We start from the raw sequence: 18,412 nt of genomic DNA on the forward strand, positions 1-18,412 counted from the left end.
GCTGTCCTCTTGCTTAGTGTCTCAGTGAGCTCAGGACGGCAGAAACAGCGCGCCTTTGCCCGGCCAGTCGATGTTTGGAGTCTAGGTACGTCTAGCCTTGGCAGGGGCGAAACGGCCGAACGTCAGCCAAATGTCGATGGCGCATCGTATTGCTTTTACGGCCTTTTGACAAGCACCTCGCGGCATGCCGATCAGCCATGCTCGCGTTCGCCCGCAATCGCGGACCGGACAAATCCCAGAGTGATCCAGCCGCCCAGCGCGACGCCGGGCAACCCCACCAACGCAAAGGCGAGTACGGATCCGCCAAGCACCATCGCGATCACCCAGCCGATGGTGGCGATGGTGCCCCAGGCGTAACCCAGAACGAGGAATATGGCCGGCAGCGCTCCGAGCACGGCGCGGGTTGTCGACATGGTCTGCGGGGCGGCCGCGGAGGCGCCCTCTTCGGTGATCGAGAGTGTCATGATTTCATTCACTTTCCCGGCGGCACGCGGCACGCCGTTGCGCACGGCGATGGCCGGCGCGCTATCCTGATGGGAGTTTGGAGATGGCCCGATGGGCCAGATGCGCCTCAGGCGCTAGCTCACCTTCACCGGAGGCGCGCAGGCGTCGAAGTGAACGAAACTGGCCGCATGGAGGCGCGGCGCTCCGGCGCAATCGGGCTCGAATGCCAATGCGGCGGGCAGGTCGAGGCCTGACGCGATGCCGGCAGGACCGGGCGCGGCGCCGTCACGATCCTCGGGCGGCGCCGTGCGGAGGTGGGCGGGCTGGAGGGGAACGAGCGCGGTTGCCGAGCGCAGAGCCAGCGGATTGGCAGGCGCGGAGACGGCAGCGAGGCTCGCATCGGCATCAGCGTGCGGCAGCGGGCCCGCAACGAGCGGGCCAAAGCCATGCACGCCCATGCCAACCAGCATAAGCAGTGCCATCGCGATGCGTTGAAGCGTGCCGATCATCTCGTGGGGCAGTCCATGATCCCCGACAGCCTATACTGCGTTTCCCACATGTAGACCTTCGGCAGGCCCGCGCCAAGTCTCTGTTGCATCCTCCCTCAAAGACGCAACCGGGAGCCTGCATGACCGTTGACAAACCACGCAGCATTTCTGCTAATAGGAATTATTCGCAACTGAGAGGACCTGCCTATGCCTGCCGCCTGCCGCCGTCTCATTGCCAGCCTCCTCGCCGGCCTTGCCCTAATCGGGCCCGCGGCAGCGCAGGAGCCGTTCAGGGTGGTGACGACTTTCACCATCATCGCGGACATGGCGCGGAACGTTGCGGGAGACGCCGCCGAGGTTCTATCGATCACGCGCCCCGGGGCGGAAGTGCACGGCTATCAGCCCACGCCGCAGGACATCGTCCGCGCGCAGGATGCGGATCTGGTTCTGTGGAACGGCATGAACCTCGAACGCTGGTTCGAGCCCTTCTTCCAGAACCTGCGCGACGTGCCGCAGGCCGTCGTCACCGAGGGGATTACCCCCATTCCCATCAATGACGGCCCCTATGGCGGCAATCCCAACCCCCATGCGTGGATGTCGCCAGCCAATGCGGTGATCTATATCGAAAACATCCGGGAGGCCCTGTCGCTCCACGACCCCGAGAATGCCGAGGTCTATGCGCGGAATGCCGAACGCTATGCGGCTGAGATCGAAGCCATCGACGCGCTTCTTCGAGAGCGGCTCGCTAGCATTCCCGAGGAGCAGCGCTGGCTCGTGACGAGCGAGGGCGCGTTCAGCTATCTCGCTCGGGATTACGGGCTGCGCGAACTCTATCTCTGGCCGATCAATGCGGATCAGCAGGGCACTCCGCAACAGGTGCGCGCGGTGATCGACGCGGTACGGGCAAACGCCATCCCCGTCGTCTTTTCCGAAAGCACCGTGTCGGACCGTCCAGCGCGGCAGGTGGCGCAGGAGACGGGTTCAGCCTATGGCGGCGTCCTCTATGTCGACAGCCTCAGCGAGCCGGACGGGCCCGTCCCGACCTTTGCCGACCTTCTCTCAGTGACCGTCGAGACCATTGCGGCAGGCTTCGGGCGATGACGCCATTATCGCGCGAGGTGCCGCATGAGGCCTGGCGCGACGCGCGTCCGGAGCCCCTGCCCTCGATCCGGGTCGAGGATGTCACCGTTGCCTATCCCAATGGCACCGTGGCCATGCGGGACGCGCGCTTTCACCTCGAGGGCGGCACGATCTGCGGCCTCGTCGGCGTCAACGGAGGCGGCAAGTCGACGCTTTTCAAGGCGATCATGGGTCTGCTTCGGCCCCAGCGCGGCAGCGTGACCATTGCCGGGCAACCGGTAAAGGCGGCTCTCAAGGGCAATCTCGTCTCCTACGTCCCCCAGGCCGAGGAGGTTGACTGGAACTTTCCGGTGCTCGTCGAAGACGTCGTCATGATGGGGCGCTACGGCCATATGGGCTTTCTACGCCTCCCCTCGCCTGCCGATCGCAAGGCGGTGTCCGAGGCTCTCGATCGAGTGGGAATGGCCGATTTCCGCAAGCGCCAGATCGGAGAACTCAGCGGCGGACAGAAGAAGCGCGTCTTTCTTGCGCGCGCGCTCGCACAGGAGGGCAGGATTATCCTCCTCGACGAGCCCTTCACCGGGGTCGACGTCCAGACCGAGAGCGCCATCGTCGCACTCCTCGGCCAGTTGCGGGACAGCGGGCACTTGATGCTTGTTTCCACGCATAATCTGGGCAGCGTGCCCGACTTCTGCGACCAGGTCGTTCTCGTCAACCGCACCGTGATCGCCTCAGGCCCGACGGCCACCACCTTCACCCGAGCCAATCTCGAGCGGACCTTTGGCGGGGTGCTCCGGCATTTCGAGCTCCAGGGCGCCGATCTGCACGACGACAGCGACCAGCGCCGCGTCACCGTCCTCACCGATGACGAACGTCCGGTCGTCTTTTACGGCGAAGCGGATGCGGGCGGTCCGCATTCGGGCAGCGGACGGCCGGCCAAATGATCGAACTCCTCGCCCCCTTCGAGTACCAGTACATGGTCCGGGCGATGTGGGTGGGCGCGCTCGTGGGAGGGGCCTGCGCCTTTCTTTCGGCCTATCTGATGCTCAAGGGCTGGTCGCTGATCGGCGACGCCCTGGGGCATGCCGTGGTGCCGGGCGTTGCGATCGCCTATCTTGCCGGCCTGCCCTACGCGGTGGGGGCGTTCTTTTCCGGCATTCTCGCCGCGCTCTCCATGGTGCTTGTCCGGCAGCGGACACGGCTCCGCGAGGACGCGATCATCGGTATCGTCTTCACCGCCTTCTTCGCGCTCGGGCTCTTCATCGTCTCGCTGAGGCCCACCGCAGTCGACGTCCAGTCGATCGTGCTCGGCAACATATTGGGCATCAGCGACGCCGACACCGTACAGGTCGTCATCATCGCGGCCGTGTCACTCGTCATTCTCCTCGCAAAGTGGAAGGATCTGATGCTCGTCTTCTTCGACGAGAGCCATGCGCGGACGGTCGGCATCAATCCGCGGGCCCTGCAGATCCTCTTTTTCGCGCTCCTCTCTGCGCTCACGGTCGCCGCGCTCCAGACGGTCGGCGCGATCCTCGTCATCGCCATGGTCGTGACGCCCGGGGCAACGGCCTATCTCCTGACCGACAGGTTCGGCCGCCTCCTCATCATCTCGGTCGCACTGGGCGCCGGAACCTCCTTTTTCGGCGCCTATCTCAGCTTCTTCATCGACGGGGCGACGGGTGGGGTCATCGTCACGCTGCAGACGCTGCTCTTCCTCCTCGCCTTCGTCTTTGCGCCCAAGCATGGGCGGCTCGCTGCGCGGCGCCGTGCGGGGGGGATCGCTTGAGCGCGCTCTGGGACTTCTTCGCCCTTCCGCTGAGCTTTGACTTCATGCAGCGCGCGCTGCTCGTGGCGGTGCTCGTCGGCGCGGTGTCCGCTGCCCTATCGTGTTTCCTCGTCCTCAAGGGCTGGTCGCTGATGGGCGATGCGATCTCCCACGCGGTATTGCCGGGCATCGTGCTGGCCTATGCTGCCGGACTGCCGCTGGCGCTCGGGGCGTTCGTTGCCGGCCTCTTTTCCGCGCTCGCGACGGGCTATCTCAAGGCCAACAGCCGCATCAAGGAAGATACGGCGATGGGCATCGTCTTTTCGGGCATGTTCGCCCTCGGGCTCGTGCTCTTTACGCGCATACCGACGGACCAGCATCTGGACCACATCCTCTTCGGCAACATTCTGGGGGTCACCCCGCGGGATCTGGTCGAAACGGCAGTCGTCGCCGGCGGCGCGCTCGCCATCGTTCTGATCAAGCAGCGCGATTTCCTGCTCTATTGCTTTGATCCCCAGCACGCTCGGACGGTGGGCCTGCCGGTCGGGCTCCTGCATTATGGGCTTTTGACGCTGCTCGCCCTCACTATCGTGGCGTCGATCCAGGCAGTGGGGATTATCCTCGTCGTCGCCATGCTCATCGCACCGGGGGCTATCGGCTTCCTCGTCACGCGCAGTTTTGGGCGGATGCTGGCAGTCGCCATGACGGTGGCGATCGGCGCAAGCGTGATGGGCACGCTCATCAGCTTCCACATCGACGCGGCGCCGGGGCCTACGATCATCCTGCTGCAGACGGCCGTCTTCCTTCTCGCGCTCTTCTTCGCGCCGGGGAGCGGGCTGCTGCGCCGCGCTCGCGCCTAGCGGGAAAAGAGTGCCGTCTCGGTGTGCTCGATGATCGTTGGCATGACGAGATCCTCCTCATCGGCCAGATGCCGCAGCAGCCAGTCGAGCAGGCGGTCCGCGCTTTCCGCATAGGCATCGGCCGCAAACCGGCGGGCGTCGCCTTCCTCTGCCAGCGCCGCAATGAAGGCCTGGCCGGTCTGCGCCGACAGGATCAATTGCTCGTGGATATATTCATGGTCTTCCTCGAGCAGGTCGAACCCAACGATCAAGCGCTTGTCGTAGCTCCTGAAGAGCGGAAAATACTGCGCATCCTCGATGCCGTGATGCCCCTCGAGATGCCCGAGGAAATAGCGCAGGCGCGGCGCAAAGAAGCGGTGGAACTCCTCAGGCGCCATTCCGCCTTCGCGAAAATGATGAGTTGCGGTCTTCAGCATGCCGCCCAGTTCGCGAAACATGTCGTGCATCTGCATCCAGAACCGCGCGGTGTCGCCGAAATTGCGATGCGCGTCCCAGGTCTCGCGCGGGTATTTCTCGCGAAGATAGGCGATATCGGCCGGCAGCGGCGCAGTGCGGTTCGGCAGGATCAGGTGTGGCGTGCTCATGCCCAAGAGCTAGCCGCTCGAGGGCCGCCGCTCAAGAAGGCACGCCGGTGTGACTATTCGATCGGCGCGCTCAATTGCTTTTGAAGCTTGCGCTCGCGCAGCCAGATGTAGAGGCCCGAGCCCATCACGACCGGCGCGCCCACAAAGATCCAGACGTCGGGGGGCTGGTTGAAAATCAGCCAGCTCGAAATGCTGAGGAAGACGATCTGGAAGTACGAGAAGGGCGCGATGACCGAAGCGGGGGCGAGCCTGTGGGCGATGGAGACTAGCATGTGCCCGGCAACGCCCGCCACGCCCATCATGAAGAACGCGACCCAGGTCGCGGGATCGGAGGGCCACATCCACCCGTGGAAGGCGAAGGGCGTGATGCAGGCCACCGCAATCGCTGCCGAGTAGAACTGCTGCGTCGCCGCCGAATCAACCCCCGCCAGTTTGCGGGTGAGCAGCATGTAGAAGGCCGTGAAGCCCGCCGAGAGCAGCGACAGGAGCGCTGCCGGATGAAACGCCTCAGTGCCGGGCCGAACGATGATCAGGACTCCGCCGAAGCCAACGAGAATGGCGAGCCAGCGCCGCCAGCCGACCTTCTCGCCGAGGAACGGCACCGAGAGCGCGCAGATCATCAGGGGCATGGTGAAGGCAATCGACCCGGTGACCGTCAGCGGCAGCACGGAAATGGCGAGGAAGTTCGTGATCGTCGACCCCAGCAGGCAGAGCCCCCGCGCAATTTCGAGGCCCGGACGTGCCGTCTTGACGAGCGCGGTGCCCCGTCGCGGCGCGAAGAGCGCGATGATCAGGACGAAATGCACCGCGTAGCGCAGAAACACGACCTGGTTAGTCGGGAAGCCCTGCCCGCTCAGCCATTTGCTCGAGGTATCGATCAGCGTGAAAAACAGGAAACCGATCAGCACGAGGGCGATGCCGAGCAGGCGGCGCTCCTCGACTGGCGCTATTGCATAAGTCATTTCGGTTCCAAAACGGGCGGCCGGACAATTGGCGGCGGGGCAGCAAAGAAGAGCGTGGCCATATCCACGCCTTCAGACTGCCCCTCACCCGGCCTTCCGACAAGTCCGGCAGCGCCGGATCGGTTCGCTCGCCCGATATTGATCAGAGAAAGGAAGCATAATCGGAGACGAGCAGGCGGGTCGGCGCTACATCCTCTTGCAGCCCGGAAAACCGCGACACGCGCGGGTCGGCGAAATAGTTGTCGCCCGCGTCATCATTGACGGTCGAAACCTCGCCGACGAACACATCCGAACCCTCGGCCCAGAAGGCATGCCAATCTCCGGGCATCAGCGTGACGCTCTCCCCCGGAGAGAGCTTCAGCTTGTCACCGCCCGCAATCCTGCGCTCGATCCCGTCGCAGCGCACCGTCACCGGTCGATCGCGGTCAGGGCTTCCGTCGGCATCCCCGCAGAGTTCGAGCACGAGCGTGCCCCCGCCGCGATTGATGATGTCCTCGGCCTTCACCTTGTGGGTGTGGGTCGGGGTCAGTTGCTCCTTGCGGGCGATCATCGCCTTTTCGGCGTAGAGCATGCCCCGTCCGCGTGCGAGATCGGCCGCCGACCCGTTGCGCACGGTGAAGAGGAAGAGCCCGCTCTTTTCGAAATCGCCAAGGCCGAAATCGGTGATGTCCCAGCCTAGCGCGCCGGCCCTGATGCCCTCGATCTGCCCTGCCCGCGACCGGAAATCCTCGGGAGACCAGTAAGCGAAGGGCGGCAGGATATAGCCGAAAGAGCGGATGAAGGCGTCACCCCTCGCAATGATTTCGTTCACGTCGCTGCGCTTGAGTGTGGTGGCGCCCATGGTCTTCCTCCCCTTTTTCAAGGGAGCTTACCGGGCATTCGCCGGGCGGTGAAGTCCGCTAGACCCCCGCTTCCTCCTCGGCGCCACCATCGGCACCGACATCGATGAAGCCGCCGGACTGGCGCGACCAGAGCTGGGCATAGTGCCCGCCCAACGCCACGAGCTGGGCGTGGGTCCCCTCCTCGACGATCCGCCCCTTGTCGAGCACGATGAGCCGATCCATGGCCGCAATCGTCGAGAGCCGATGGGCGATGGCGATCACCGTCTTGCCGACCATCAGCGATTCGAGCTGGGACTGGATCGCCGCTTCCACCTCGCTGTCGAGCGCCGAGGTCGCCTCGTCGAGCACGAGAATCGGCGCGTCCTTGAGGAGCACGCGGGCGATGGCGACCCGTTGGCGCTGCCCGCCGGAGAGCTTTACCCCCCGCTCCCCGACATGGGCGTCATAGCCCGTCCGGCCCTTGGGGTCGGCCAGCGTCTCGATGAAGCTGTCCGCCTCGGCCATCTCGGCGGCGGTCGTCATCTCCTCGTCGGTGGCGTCGGGTCGACCGAAAACGATGTTCGCGCGCACCGAGCGGTGCAGGAGCGCGGTATCCTGTGTCACCACACCGATATTGCGCCGCAGCGAGTCTTGCGTGACGCGGGCGATGTCCTGCCCGTCTATGGTGATCCGGCCCTGCTCGAGGTCATAGAAACGCAGCAGCAGGTTGACGAGAGTCGACTTGCCGGCCCCCGAGCGTCCGATCAGCCCGACGCGCTCGCCGGGGGCGATCGAGAGATCGAGCCCTGAGATGATCCCCCCGGGCCGGCCATAATGGAAATGGACGTTCTCGAAGCGGATCGCACCTTCTGTAACCTGCAGCTCCGTGGCGTCGGGCGCGTCGACGAGGTCCAGTGGCCGGGCGATAAGTTCGGCCGCGTTCTGCGCCGTGCCGAAATTGCGCATCAGCCCGTTGAGCTGGGTCATCATGCGGCCGAGCAGATTGTAGAGGCGCAGGACGAGCCCCATGGTGAAGGCGACCCCGCCGACGCTGATCGATCCTTGCGTCCAGAGATGGATCGCGAGCGCGCCGATCGCGACGATCATGATCCCGGACAGCATCGCCATCGATGCGCGCACCGCCGTAATCGTCCGCGTCATGCGGATCATGGCCGCAAGGAACGTCTCGAAACCGCGCCTGACGTAGCGATTGTCCTCGTCTGCATTGCCGAAGAGCTTCAGCGTCTGGATGTTGGAATAGCTGTCGACGATGCGGCCAGACAGCGCCGAGGCGCTCTCGGCGGTGGCGGCGGAGAACTTGCGCATGCGCGGGACGAAATAGCGCGCCAGAACGGCGAAGATCGCGATCCAGAGGCCCACCAGCGCCGCCAGCCGCCAGTCGAGCTGGGCGACCAGAACCATGGTGGTGACGGTATAGACGCCGATGAACCAGACGACCTGGATCAGGCTCACCATGAAATCGCCGACCGACCCGCCCGACTGCCAGACCTTGGTGGCGACCGAGCCGGCGAAATCGTTCTGGAAGAAGGAGAGGCTCTGGCGCGAGACGTGGGTGTAGGACTGCCACCGGATGCGATTGTAAAAGCCGGTATTGATGGTCTGTTCCTCGACCAGCGCCGAGGCCCAGGTGACGACGAAGCGGATGAGGAGGATGACGACCAGCATGAAGGTAAGCTCGGCGCCATGCCGGTCGATCAGCCCCGCCCACCCCTCGGCCTGCGTGCTGCCATCGAGCAGATCGACGAGCCGTCCGACGAAATAGAAGAGCCCCGCCTCGACCAGCGCGACGAGGCCGCCGAGGATGAGCAGTGCGATGAAGGGGAGCCGGGCCTGGCGCAAATGATGCCAGAAAAAGGCGACGGTGCCGGTAGGTGGCACGGGTCGCCCCGCCGGACCGAACGGATCGATCCAGGATTCGAACATTCGGTTGATGGCGTCGACGAACTTCATGGGCGGAGGGCAACGGCAGGATCGGGGAAGCGTTCCCCCAGCACTAGCCGATCACGCCTTCCCTGTCGCGGACAAGCGGTCGGGCGGAACCGATGGCCCCGCCCGATGCACTCATTCGGCAGCCTCTTCGGCAGCGTCCATATCGATGAAGCCGCCCGATTGGCGGTTCCAGAGGCGGGCATAGGCACCCCCCTGTTCGAGGAGTTCGGCGTGCGTGCCCTGCTCGATCACCCGGCCCTTGTCGAGCACGACCAGCCTGTCCATGGCCGCGATGGTGGACAGCCGATGGGCGATCGCAATCACCGTCTTGTTCTCCATGAGCATGTTGAGCTGCCCCTGGATGGCGGCCTCGACCTCGCTGTCGAGTGCGGACGTCGCCTCGTCGAGCACGAGGATCGGCGCGTTCTTCAAAAGCACGCGTGCGATGGCGATACGCTGGCGCTGGCCGCCCGAAAGCTTGACGCCCCTTTCGCCCACATGCGCGTCATATCCCCGCCGCCCCTGGGCGTCTGCAAGCTCCATGATGAAGTCATGAGCTTCGGCGAGACGCGCCGCGGCGATGACCTCCTCGTCTGTCGCATCGGGCCGGCCATAGGCGATGTTCTCGCGGACCGATCGGTGGAGCAGCGAGGTGTCCTGCGTCACGACGCCGATATTGGCGCGCAGGGAATCCTGCTTGACCGTGGCGATATCGATGCCGTCGACGCGGATCGCGCCACTCTCCCGATCGTAAAAGCGCAGCAGCAGGTTGACGATCGTCGACTTGCCCGCACCGGAGCGGCCGACGAGCCCGATCTTCTCGCCGGGCCGAACATGCAGGTCGAGCCCTTCGATGACGCCCTTTTCGCTCCCGTAGTGGAAGCCGACCTTTTCGAAACGGATGTCGCCCTCGACCTCGCCCAGCGGCTTGGCGTCCTTCTCATCGGCGACGACGCGCGGCAGCGAGATCGAGTTGATGCCGTCACGCACCGTACCGATGTTTTCAAATAGCGAAGACATCTCCCACATCACCCACTGGCTCATGCCCTGGAAGCGCATGACGAGCCCGAGCGACACGGCGATCGCTCCCGGCGTCATCGCGCCGCCCAGCCAGGACCAGATGCCGATCGCGCCGACCGCAAATAGCAGCAGGGCGTTGAGCGTGTGCACGGCAAGGTAGAACCAGGTGATCATCCGCATCTGGCGGTAGACGGTGTCGAGGAAGCCCTCCATGGCCTCCTTGGAATAGCTTTCTTCCCGGCTCGAATGGGAGAAGAGCTTCACCGTCGCGATGTTGGTGTAGCTGTCGACGATGCGCCCCGTCATGGTCGAGCGCGCGTCGGCCTGTGCCTGCGAAATACGCCCCAGCCGCGGAATGAAATACCACATGACGGTGGCATAGGCGCCGACCCAGACGATGAAGGGCAGCGCGAGCCGCCAGTCACTGGACGCCGCTAGGATCACCGCGCCGGTGAAATAGACGACGACATAGACGACCATGTCGAGCAGCTTCATCACCACTTCGCGCACGGCGAGCGAGGTCTGCATGAGCTTGGTGGCGATGCGGCCGGCAAACTCGTCCTGGAAGTAAGTCATCGACTGCCGGATGAGGTAGCGATGCGCCATCCAGCGAATGCGCTGGGGGAAATTCCCCAGCAGCGTCTGATGCATGATGGCCGAACTCAGAAAGACGAGCGTCGGCATGACGAGGAGCAGGAAGAGCCCCATCAGGCCGAGCTTCCACCCTTCGGTCGCAAGGAAGGTCTCGCGATCGGCATTGGCCAGCCAGTCGACGATGTCCCCGACAAAGCCGAAGAGGATGATCTCGCCGGCCGCGATCGCTGCGGCGAGTAGCGCCATCAAGAAGAGCCAGCGCTTGGCCCCATGGCTATAATGCAGGCAGAAGGCGAGGAGACCCTTTGGCGGCTGGGTCGGATCACCGGGCGGATATGGATCGAGACGCCGTTCGAACCAGGAGAGCATGTTACACCTGTTTTTGTCGTGCACAGGACGCGCGGGCGGCCTTCGGGCCGACATGCGAAACGGAAATATGCCTCCCTCGTGACAGCCGGGAGACGGGCACGAGCGAAGGCCGGGGCGCATGAGGCGCGGTCTGGTGCAGGGCCGGGTCTTTTACGCTCCGAAGTCCGGTTCGTAAACCGCTCGTTTGCCTTTGCCGGGGCGTGCGATCGGGCACCCGGGCGTTCCCCTTGTGACGAGGGCCCCGAGACCGCTAGAAACAGGGACCGGCGCGCCGAACGCGTCCGCCCGAACACAGGGACCCCAGGCCAATGCGCACCGAGACCGACCAGACCATCTACCTCAAGGACTACGCGCCGAGCCCCTACCTGATCGAGCGGGTTGAACTCGACGTGCGCTTCGAGGAATCCGAGACGCGTGTGCGCGCCCTGCTCACCATCCTCCCCAATCGCGATACCGAGCCAGGTACGCCCCTCGTGCTCGATGGGGATGAACTCACCCTCGACACGATCGCGATCGACGGGCTGCCGCTCGTGCTCAGCGCTTATGCCGCCACGCCGGACGCGCTGACGCTGATGGAGCCCCCCCACCGGCGCTTCGTGCTCGAGACCGAAGTGCGGCTCACTCCTGAAACCAACACCCGGCTGATGGGCCTCTACCGCTCGAACGGCGTGTGGTGCACCCAGTGCGAGCCCGAAGGCTTCCGCCGCATCACCTATTTCCTCGACCGTCCCGACATCCTGTCGACCTATAAGGTGACCATGACGGCCGATCGCGCCCTGGCGCCGATCCTGCTGTCGAACGGCAATCCTTCAGGTGGCGGCGATGCGGGCGATGGCCGCCATTATGCGGTCTGGGAGGACCCCTTCCCCAAGCCCGCCTATCTCTTTGCCCTGGTCGCCGGCGATCTCGCCGCCATCCATGACAGCTTCACCACCGCCTCGGGCCGCAAGGTCGCGCTCGCGATCTATTGCGAGCACGGCAAGCAGGAACAGTGCGCCTACGCCATGGATGCCCTCAAGCGCTCGATGGCCTGGGACGAGCGGCGGTTCGGGCTCGAATACGATCTCGACGTGTTCAACATCGTGGCCGTCTCCGACTTCAATTTCGGCGCGATGGAGAACAAGGGCCTCAACATCTTCAACGACAAGCTGGTCTTCGCCCGGCCCGAAACGGCGACCGACGTCGACTATGCGGGCATAGAGAGCGTCATCGCGCACGAATATTTTCACAACTGGACCGGCAACCGCATCACCTGCCGGGACTGGTTCCAGCTCTGCCTGAAAGAGGGGCTCACCGTATATCGCGACCAAGAGTTCACGATGGACGAGCGGTCCCGCCCGGTGGCGCGGATCGAAGACGTGCGGAAGCTCCGCGCAACGCAGTTCCCGGAAGATGGCGGCCCCCTCGCCCATCCCGCGCGGCCCGACAACTATCGCGAGATCAACAATTTCTACACGGCGACCGTCTACGAAAAGGGCGCCGAAATCGTGCGCATGCTCGCAACGCTCCTCGGCGAGGCGGGCTTCCGCAAGGGCATGGACCTCTATTTCGAGCGCCATGATGGGGATGCCACGACGATCGAGGCCTTCATCGCCGTCTTCGCCGAAGCCAGCGGACGGGATCTTTCGCAGTTCGAGCAATGGTATCTGCAGGCCGGCACTCCGGACCTGGAGGTCGGCGAGACCTGGGACGAGGCGACCCGGCGCTACAGCCTGAGCTTCCGCCAGCGGACCCGGCCGACACCGGGCCAGCCCGAAAAGGCGCCAATGGTGATTCCGGTCCGGTTCGGGCTCGTCGGCCCCAATGGCAGCGACATGGGCTGGAGCGGCGTCTCGGGCGGCCGAGTAGAAAGCGACCTGATCGTGCTCGAGGATGGCGAGACCACCATCACCTTCGAGGGAGTGGCGAGCCGTCCCGTGCCATCGCTGCTGCGCGGATTTTCGGCGCCGGTCAACCTCACAAGCAGCCTCGGCCAGGCCGAAAAGCTCTTCCTCGCCCGCCATGACGCGGACCCGTTCAACCGCTGGCAGGCCCTGCAGGACGTCGCGATGAAGCTCATCATCGATGCGGTGGACGGAGCGGCCTTGAGCACTGCGGACGCGGACGCCTTCACCGATGCGCTTGTGGAAACGCTCGGCGCAGAGGGCCTCGACGACGCCTTCAAGGCTCATGCCCTCACCCTGCCCGCCGAAACCGACATCGCGCGCATCATCGGCAAGTCGGTCGATCCGGACGCCATTCATGCCGCCCGCCAGTCGCTGATTGCCGCCATTTCCGAACGGGCCGGCCACGCGCTTGGCGAGGCCTATGACGCCCGATCCGCCGATACCCCCTATTCGCCCGGCGCGGCGGAGGCCGGACGACGCGCGCTGCGCAACACGGTGCTCGGGCTCCTCGTGCGCGGGGGTGCACCTGGCGCTGCTGCACGAGCCACCACCCAGTATCACGAGGCCGGCAACATGACCGATCGGCTTGCTGCGCTTTCGAGCGCGGTCGCGGCCTGGACGGGCGATGCGCAGGCGCTTCTCGAGGATTTCCGCACCCACCACACCGCCGATCCGCTGGTCTACGACAAATGGCTCGCGGCAAACGCCATCGCGCCCCATGGCGGTACGCTCGAACGGCTGCGGGCGATCCTCGCCGACCCCGACTTCCCCCGGAACAATCCAAATCGGCTGCGGGCGCTGGTCGGCTCGTTCGCAAATGCCAACCCCACCCAGTTCGGCCGGGCGGATGGCGCGGGCTTCCGCTTCGTTACCGACTTCGTCGCCGACGTCGATCGGCGCAACCCCAATGTTGCGGCTCGGGTGCTCACCGCTTTCCGCGTCTGGCGCACCTACGAGCCGGGGCGACGTGAGGCGGCGGAGCGGGCGCTGCGCGGCCTCGCCGAGGCGGGCGGGCTATCCCGGAACACCGCCGACATCCTGGCGCGAACGCTCGACACGGCGAGCGGCTGAGGCGAATCAGCCTCTCGCCGCTCGTGGCGTCGTGGGCCCGAACGGCGCCTGGCACAATGCTGTCGGATTTCGACCATCATGGTTAACGAGGCCTTACCGGTAGAAGAATTTTTCTCTCCCCGTAAGTGACTCGCTGGACTCGCAAAATCCGGCCGCCCTGCCGCCCGGCAAAATCAGCCTACTGGACAGCGCGGACGCCACGATTCAATGTCCATTTCGCGGGGCAATCGCACGGGCTATCCCCTGGGTCATTGACGGAGAACTACATGCGGTCGGCGGAGACATCCGGCGCCGAAGGTGATGGATTCGGCAAAAACAAAGCCACGGCCATCGACAAACCCTTCAGCGCTCTGAGTGGCACACTGGGCCATTTGGCCGGTTCGCTCTCTCCGGTCACCCTCGCCATATCTGCATCCATGCTCGGCAGCGCGAGCTTCTTCATCCTCCTCGATGCCAGCGGCGTCCTGGGCACAGAGCGCAGCGGCGTCCTCGGGCGCGCCCTTTGCGCCTTCGGCCTGGCGCTCTTCGTGGTCGCTCTCGCGATCAAGCTCTTCCCCCGGTCAGCCATACTGATCTCGGAAAACCGCAGCTATGAGGATCTCGTCGCGACCATCCCCTTCGGCGTTGCCTGCTGGGACCGTGCGGGAGCGCTCCTCACCTGCAATGATCAGTATCGGCATCGCCTCGGTGGCAGCACGGACGTCATGCCCGGCAGCTCCTACCATCGGGCGGTCAACCAGCTGGTCCGTGGCGGCTACATGCGGGTCGTCAGCGAAGACGAGAACAACCGCGTTCTGGAGCTCCATCGCGAGGATGGCTCGTTCCTCCTCATCGACGAACGCCCGCTGCGCCATGGGGGCTTCATCACACTCGTCACCGACATCACCGAGCGCCGACGCGGCGAACAGCTTCTGACCGCTATCCGGGAGGAGCAGCGCCAGCTGGCCCGGCGCTATCACGAGGAGAAGCTGAAGGCCGAGGCCGCCAGCCGCTCCAAGACGTCGTTCCTCGCTCATCTCAGCCACGACATCCGCACCCCGCTCAATCACATCATCGGCTTTGCCGAGCTGATGCGGCACCAGACCTATGGGCCGCTCGGGGACCCGCGCTATCTGAGCTATGTCGATACCATCAAGGGTTCGGGGGAACGCCTGCTCTCCTTCTTTGCCTCCATTCTCGAGCTTGCCGAGCTCGAAAGCGGCCAGAAGGCACTGAAGGAAGAACGCTTCGGGATCGATGACGTGTTGTTTGCCGCCTCGAGGCGCTTCTCGATGCAGGCGCGCCGGGCCGGCCTCGTTCTGGTCGTCGGCGCAGCCTCGGGCGCGACGGTCAAGGCCGATCGCTATTCGCTCGACCGGATGGTCTGCAACATCGTGGACAACGCCATCCGCTTCACCCCCGCAGGTGGCAAGGTGACGCTCGGGGCCTATGCCGCGCCTGACGGGGTCGTCATCGAAGTGACCGATACGGGCATCGGCATGAGCGAGGAACAGCTCGAGACGCTTTCGCAGCCCTTCGCCTTCGGCGACGCCGCTTTCGCCCGCGAGCACAAGGGGGCGGGCCTCGGCATCGCCATCGCCCGGGCCATTGCCGAGCTCAGCGGCGGACATCTGGCCATCGACAGCCGCCCGGCGCTCGGCACGACCGTGGCGGTTTCACTCCCCATCGCAGCCATGGAGCGCGCCCAGGCGGCCGAATAGGCCCTAGCGCCAGCGGCCGTACCAGTCGGACGCCGCCGCCTCCACTTCACCCCGCATCGCCGCAATGTCGTCGGTCAGCCGCTCGAAGCTCGGATAATGGGTGAGCCCCGCCAGCAATTCGCGGAAGGCGGGCGTCCAGCCGGCGTCCTTGAGCGGATCGACCAGCGCGGCGCTCATGATCTGAAGCACGGCCGAGTATTGCCGGTAGATTTCGGCGAGACGCATGCCCTCGGCCAGCAGTCCCGTCTCTCCCATGCGCGTGAGGACGACGGCAGGTGGCGCCTGCGGCGCATCGATCGTCGCCCCGGCCACGAGCTGCCCCGACTGGGCGATGAATTCAAGATCGACGAGCCCGCCCGAAGCAAGCTTCAGATCGAAAGCGTGGCGCTGCGGACGCTCCTTGGTCATCAGGGCACGCATCTCGAGGACGTCGGCGATTGCCTTGCCGGCATCGCGCGGAGCGGCCAGCGTTTCGGCGATTACCCCGTCGATCGCGGCATCGAGCCCCGCCTCCGCCATCACCACCCGCGCGCGGCTGAGCGCCAGATGCTCCCAGGTCCAGGCATTGTCCTTGTGGTAGGCGGAAAAGCCCGCAAGGCTGGTGGCGAGCGGCCCGGCATTGCCCGAAGGCCGAAGCCGCATGTCGGCCTCGTAGAGCACGCCTTCGGCGGTCGGCGCGGTGATCGCGGCCACGAGGCGCTGCGTCAGCCTCGTGAAATATTGCGGAGGCGACAGGGGCCGCTCCCCATCCGACTCCTCGGTGCCCGCCGGAACGTCGTAGAGCATGATGAAGTCGAGGTCCGACGTCGCCGTCATTTCGCGGCTTGCCATCTTCCCGAAGCCGAGCAGCGCCGCCCGCGCCCCGTCGATATCGCCATGACGTTTGCGGAACTCGCGACGGACCGCGGAGAAGAGCCGCTGCAGCAGGGTTTCGGCCAGCGTGGTGAACTGTTCCCCGGCCCGCTCGGGCGTCACATTCCCGGTCAGCAGCCCCGTTGCGATCAGGAATTTCTGTTCCTGCCCGATGATCCGGGCCCGGTCGATCATCTCCTGATAGTCGGCGCCATCGTCGAGCATGAAGGCATCGATCTTGCCGATCAGCGCCTCGCGCATCGAGACGTCCCCTGCAAAGGCAGGATCGATCAGCGCGTCCATCACATGGGCGCGGTCGATAACGGACTCGGCGATGCGCGGCGCCGATGCCATCAGCGAAACGAGGAGCGAGCGTAGGTGCTCGTGATTGCGCAGGAGCGCAAACAGCTGCACGCCGGCCGGCAGGCGGGAAAGGAAATTGTCGAAGCGCATCAGCGCATCGTCGGCATTTCCAGCTGCCGCGATGGTGGTCAGGAGCGCGGGTAGGAGTTCGGTCAAATGGGCGCGCGCTGCGGCGGCACGGGTCGCGGCATACCCTCCATAGTGCCATTTGCGCACGGTGGCCGAAACCTTGGCCGGGTCGGCAAATCCCATCGCCGAGAGCGTCTCGAGCGTACCCGGATCATCGTCGCTGCCGGTGAAGACGAGGTTGCCCTCCCCCGAGCCGAGGCTTTCCCCTTCGGCAAAAAGCTCGGCGTAATAGCTCTGGATCTGATTCAAGGCGTCGACGTAACGGCTTTCGAACGCTTGCAGATCGGGCTCGCCGAGGAGTGCGGCAATGACCGCGATCTCATCTTCGGTCTCGGGCATGGAATGGGTCTGGGCATCCTCGCGCATCTGGAGCCGGTTCTCGACGGCGCGCAGGAACCAGTAGGTCTCGGTGAGCTCGCGCGCGGCCGTCTCCGTGATCCAGTTGGCCCCGGCCAATGCGGCCAACGCGGCGCAGGTCGGTCGGACCCGCAGGGCCGGATCGCGCCCGCCGGCGATCAATTGCTGGGTCTGGGTGAAGAACTCGATCTCGCGGATCCCGCCTCGCCCGAGCTTCACATTGTGCCCGGCGACCCGAGCCGCACCGACATTCTTGGCGATGTTGATCTGGCGCTTCATCGCCTGGATATCGGCGATGGTCGCGAAGTCGAGATGGCGCCGCCACACATAGGGTGCAAGTTCGGCGAGGAAGGCCTCGCCCACCGCCTTGTCGCCCGCGCAGGGCCGAGCCTTGATCCAGGCGGCCCGCTCCCAGTTCTGGCCGCGGCTCTCATAGTAGGCAAGCGCGGCGTCAAAGGAGATGGCGAGCGGGGTCGAGCCCGGATCAGGGCGCAACCGCAGATCGGTGCGGAAAACATAGCCGTCCGCGTCGCGCTCCTGCATCAGGGCCGCGAGCCGCTGGACGATCCGGGTGTAGCTGCGCGTCGCCTCGGCCCCGTCCACGAGCGCATGCCGCGCCGGGTCGAAGAAGGCGACGATGTCGATATCGGAGGAGTAGTTCAGTTCGCGCCCGCCATGCTTGCCCAGCGCGAAGAGCGCGAGGCCCGAATTGTCGACCTGCGTTTCTGGCTTCAGCACGCCCTTGTCGACGGCGCGCCGTACGAGAAAAGCGAGCCCCGCGTCGAGTGCAGCATCGGCGAGATCGGAAAGCGCCTCGGTTGCCCGCTCGGTGGTCCACCGGCCGCTCGTCTCGGCAATGGCGACCAGCAATGCGGCTCGTCCCTTGGCAAGGCGCAGCGCGCGCGCCACCTCAGCTTCGGTCTGGGCCTCGCGCCCCGCACCGGCCGTAACCTTGAGGATCGCGGAAAAGGCTGCATCCGGCTCCGCCTGGGGTTCGTCTGCGAGCCATTCGCCATGGGTCACGGCAAGGCCGGCGAGATAGGGGGAAGCGGACAGAAGCGTTTCGAGAGGGACGGTCATCGGTCCGGCATAGCCCCGCCCGGCGCGGCCGGCAAGC

At 65.3% G+C, this 18,412-nt stretch carries 14 protein-coding genes; 6 read left to right on the forward strand and 8 right to left on the reverse strand.

All coding sequences use genetic code 11. The features are described 5' to 3' along the window. Positions 1-191: 191 nt before the first annotated feature. Both EMQ25_RS08760 and EMQ25_RS08765 read right to left on the reverse strand, forming a co-directional pair. Positions 192-464 carry a hypothetical protein gene (locus EMQ25_RS08760; protein WP_127188207.1) on the reverse strand — a complete coding sequence of 91 codons (273 nt, stop codon included), beginning with the start codon at positions 462-464 and terminating at the stop codon, positions 192-194. Positions 465-578: 114 nt separating this feature from the next. After that, entirely contained in the window at positions 579-953 is a 375-nt protein-coding gene (locus EMQ25_RS08765) for a hypothetical protein (protein WP_127188208.1), read from the reverse strand. Between the two features lie 186 nt (positions 954-1,139). Here EMQ25_RS08765 and EMQ25_RS08770 point away from each other — a divergent pair, with 186 nt between their 5' ends. From EMQ25_RS08770 to EMQ25_RS08785, 4 genes are read left to right on the forward strand one after another with little or no spacing between them, the layout of a single operon-like run. Beyond that, the gene (locus EMQ25_RS08770) at positions 1,140-2,033 is read left to right on the forward strand and encodes a metal ABC transporter substrate-binding protein (RefSeq protein WP_127188209.1); all 894 of its coding nucleotides are present in this window, start codon (positions 1,140-1,142) and stop codon (positions 2,031-2,033) included. Next, entirely contained in the window at positions 2,030-2,956 is a 927-nt protein-coding gene (locus EMQ25_RS08775) for a manganese/iron ABC transporter ATP-binding protein (RefSeq protein WP_127188210.1), read from the forward strand. The genes EMQ25_RS08770 and EMQ25_RS08775 overlap by 4 nt, the downstream gene beginning before the upstream one ends. Beyond that, positions 2,953-3,798, forward strand: a complete 846-nt coding sequence (locus EMQ25_RS08780) for a metal ABC transporter permease (RefSeq protein WP_127188211.1) — start codon at positions 2,953-2,955, stop codon at positions 3,796-3,798. Before EMQ25_RS08775 ends, EMQ25_RS08780 begins: the two co-directional genes overlap by 4 nt. 44 nt (positions 3,799-3,842) lie before the next feature. Further along, a complete protein-coding gene (locus tag EMQ25_RS08785) occupies positions 3,843-4,637 on the forward strand; it encodes a metal ABC transporter permease (RefSeq protein ID WP_280177635.1) in 795 nt (264 codons plus the stop codon). Here EMQ25_RS08785 and EMQ25_RS08790 read toward each other — a convergent pair. The 5 genes from EMQ25_RS08790 to EMQ25_RS08810 form a co-directional block, all read right to left on the reverse strand. Next, a complete protein-coding gene (locus EMQ25_RS08790) occupies positions 4,634-5,221 on the reverse strand; it encodes a hemerythrin domain-containing protein (RefSeq protein WP_127188213.1) in 588 nt (195 codons plus the stop codon). The two genes, EMQ25_RS08785 and EMQ25_RS08790, sit on opposite strands and share 4 nt — an antisense overlap. A 53-nt stretch (positions 5,222-5,274) precedes the next feature. Further along, the gene (locus EMQ25_RS08795; RefSeq protein WP_127188214.1) at positions 5,275-6,183 is read right to left on the reverse strand and encodes a DMT family transporter; all 909 of its coding nucleotides are present in this window, start codon (positions 6,181-6,183) and stop codon (positions 5,275-5,277) included. 142 nt (positions 6,184-6,325) lie between these two features. Beyond that, complete coding sequence (locus EMQ25_RS08800) at positions 6,326-7,024, reverse strand: D-lyxose/D-mannose family sugar isomerase (protein WP_127188215.1); 699 nt, start codon at positions 7,022-7,024, stop codon at positions 6,326-6,328. A gap of 58 nt (positions 7,025-7,082) precedes the next feature. Beyond that, complete coding sequence (locus EMQ25_RS08805) at positions 7,083-8,975, reverse strand: ABC transporter ATP-binding protein (protein WP_192895649.1); 1,893 nt, start codon at positions 8,973-8,975, stop codon at positions 7,083-7,085. A 111-nt stretch (positions 8,976-9,086) separates the two neighbouring features. After that, the gene (locus tag EMQ25_RS08810) at positions 9,087-10,937 is read right to left on the reverse strand and encodes an ABC transporter ATP-binding protein (protein ID WP_127188216.1); all 1,851 of its coding nucleotides are present in this window, start codon (positions 10,935-10,937) and stop codon (positions 9,087-9,089) included. A gap of 308 nt (positions 10,938-11,245) precedes the next feature. Between EMQ25_RS08810 and pepN the strand changes: the two genes are divergently transcribed. Together pepN and EMQ25_RS08820 are read left to right on the forward strand one after the other, a co-directional pair. Then, a complete protein-coding gene (pepN, locus tag EMQ25_RS08815; RefSeq protein ID WP_127188217.1) occupies positions 11,246-13,894 on the forward strand; it encodes an aminopeptidase N in 2,649 nt (882 codons plus the stop codon). Between the two features lie 371 nt (positions 13,895-14,265). Further along, positions 14,266-15,594, forward strand: a complete 1,329-nt coding sequence (locus EMQ25_RS08820; RefSeq protein WP_158626010.1) for a sensor histidine kinase — start codon at positions 14,266-14,268, stop codon at positions 15,592-15,594. 3 nt (positions 15,595-15,597) lie between these two features. On the opposite strand, the gene EMQ25_RS08825 is transcribed toward EMQ25_RS08820, so the two are convergent. Beyond that, positions 15,598-18,375 (reverse strand): bifunctional [glutamine synthetase] adenylyltransferase/[glutamine synthetase]-adenylyl-L-tyrosine phosphorylase, encoded by a 2,778-nt coding sequence (locus EMQ25_RS08825; protein WP_127188219.1) that lies wholly within the window; start codon positions 18,373-18,375, stop codon positions 15,598-15,600. Positions 18,376-18,412 lie beyond the last annotated feature (37 nt).

The organism is Arsenicitalea aurantiaca (assembly GCF_003994485.1).
GTDB lineage: Bacteria > Pseudomonadota > Alphaproteobacteria > Rhizobiales > Devosiaceae > Arsenicitalea > Arsenicitalea aurantiaca.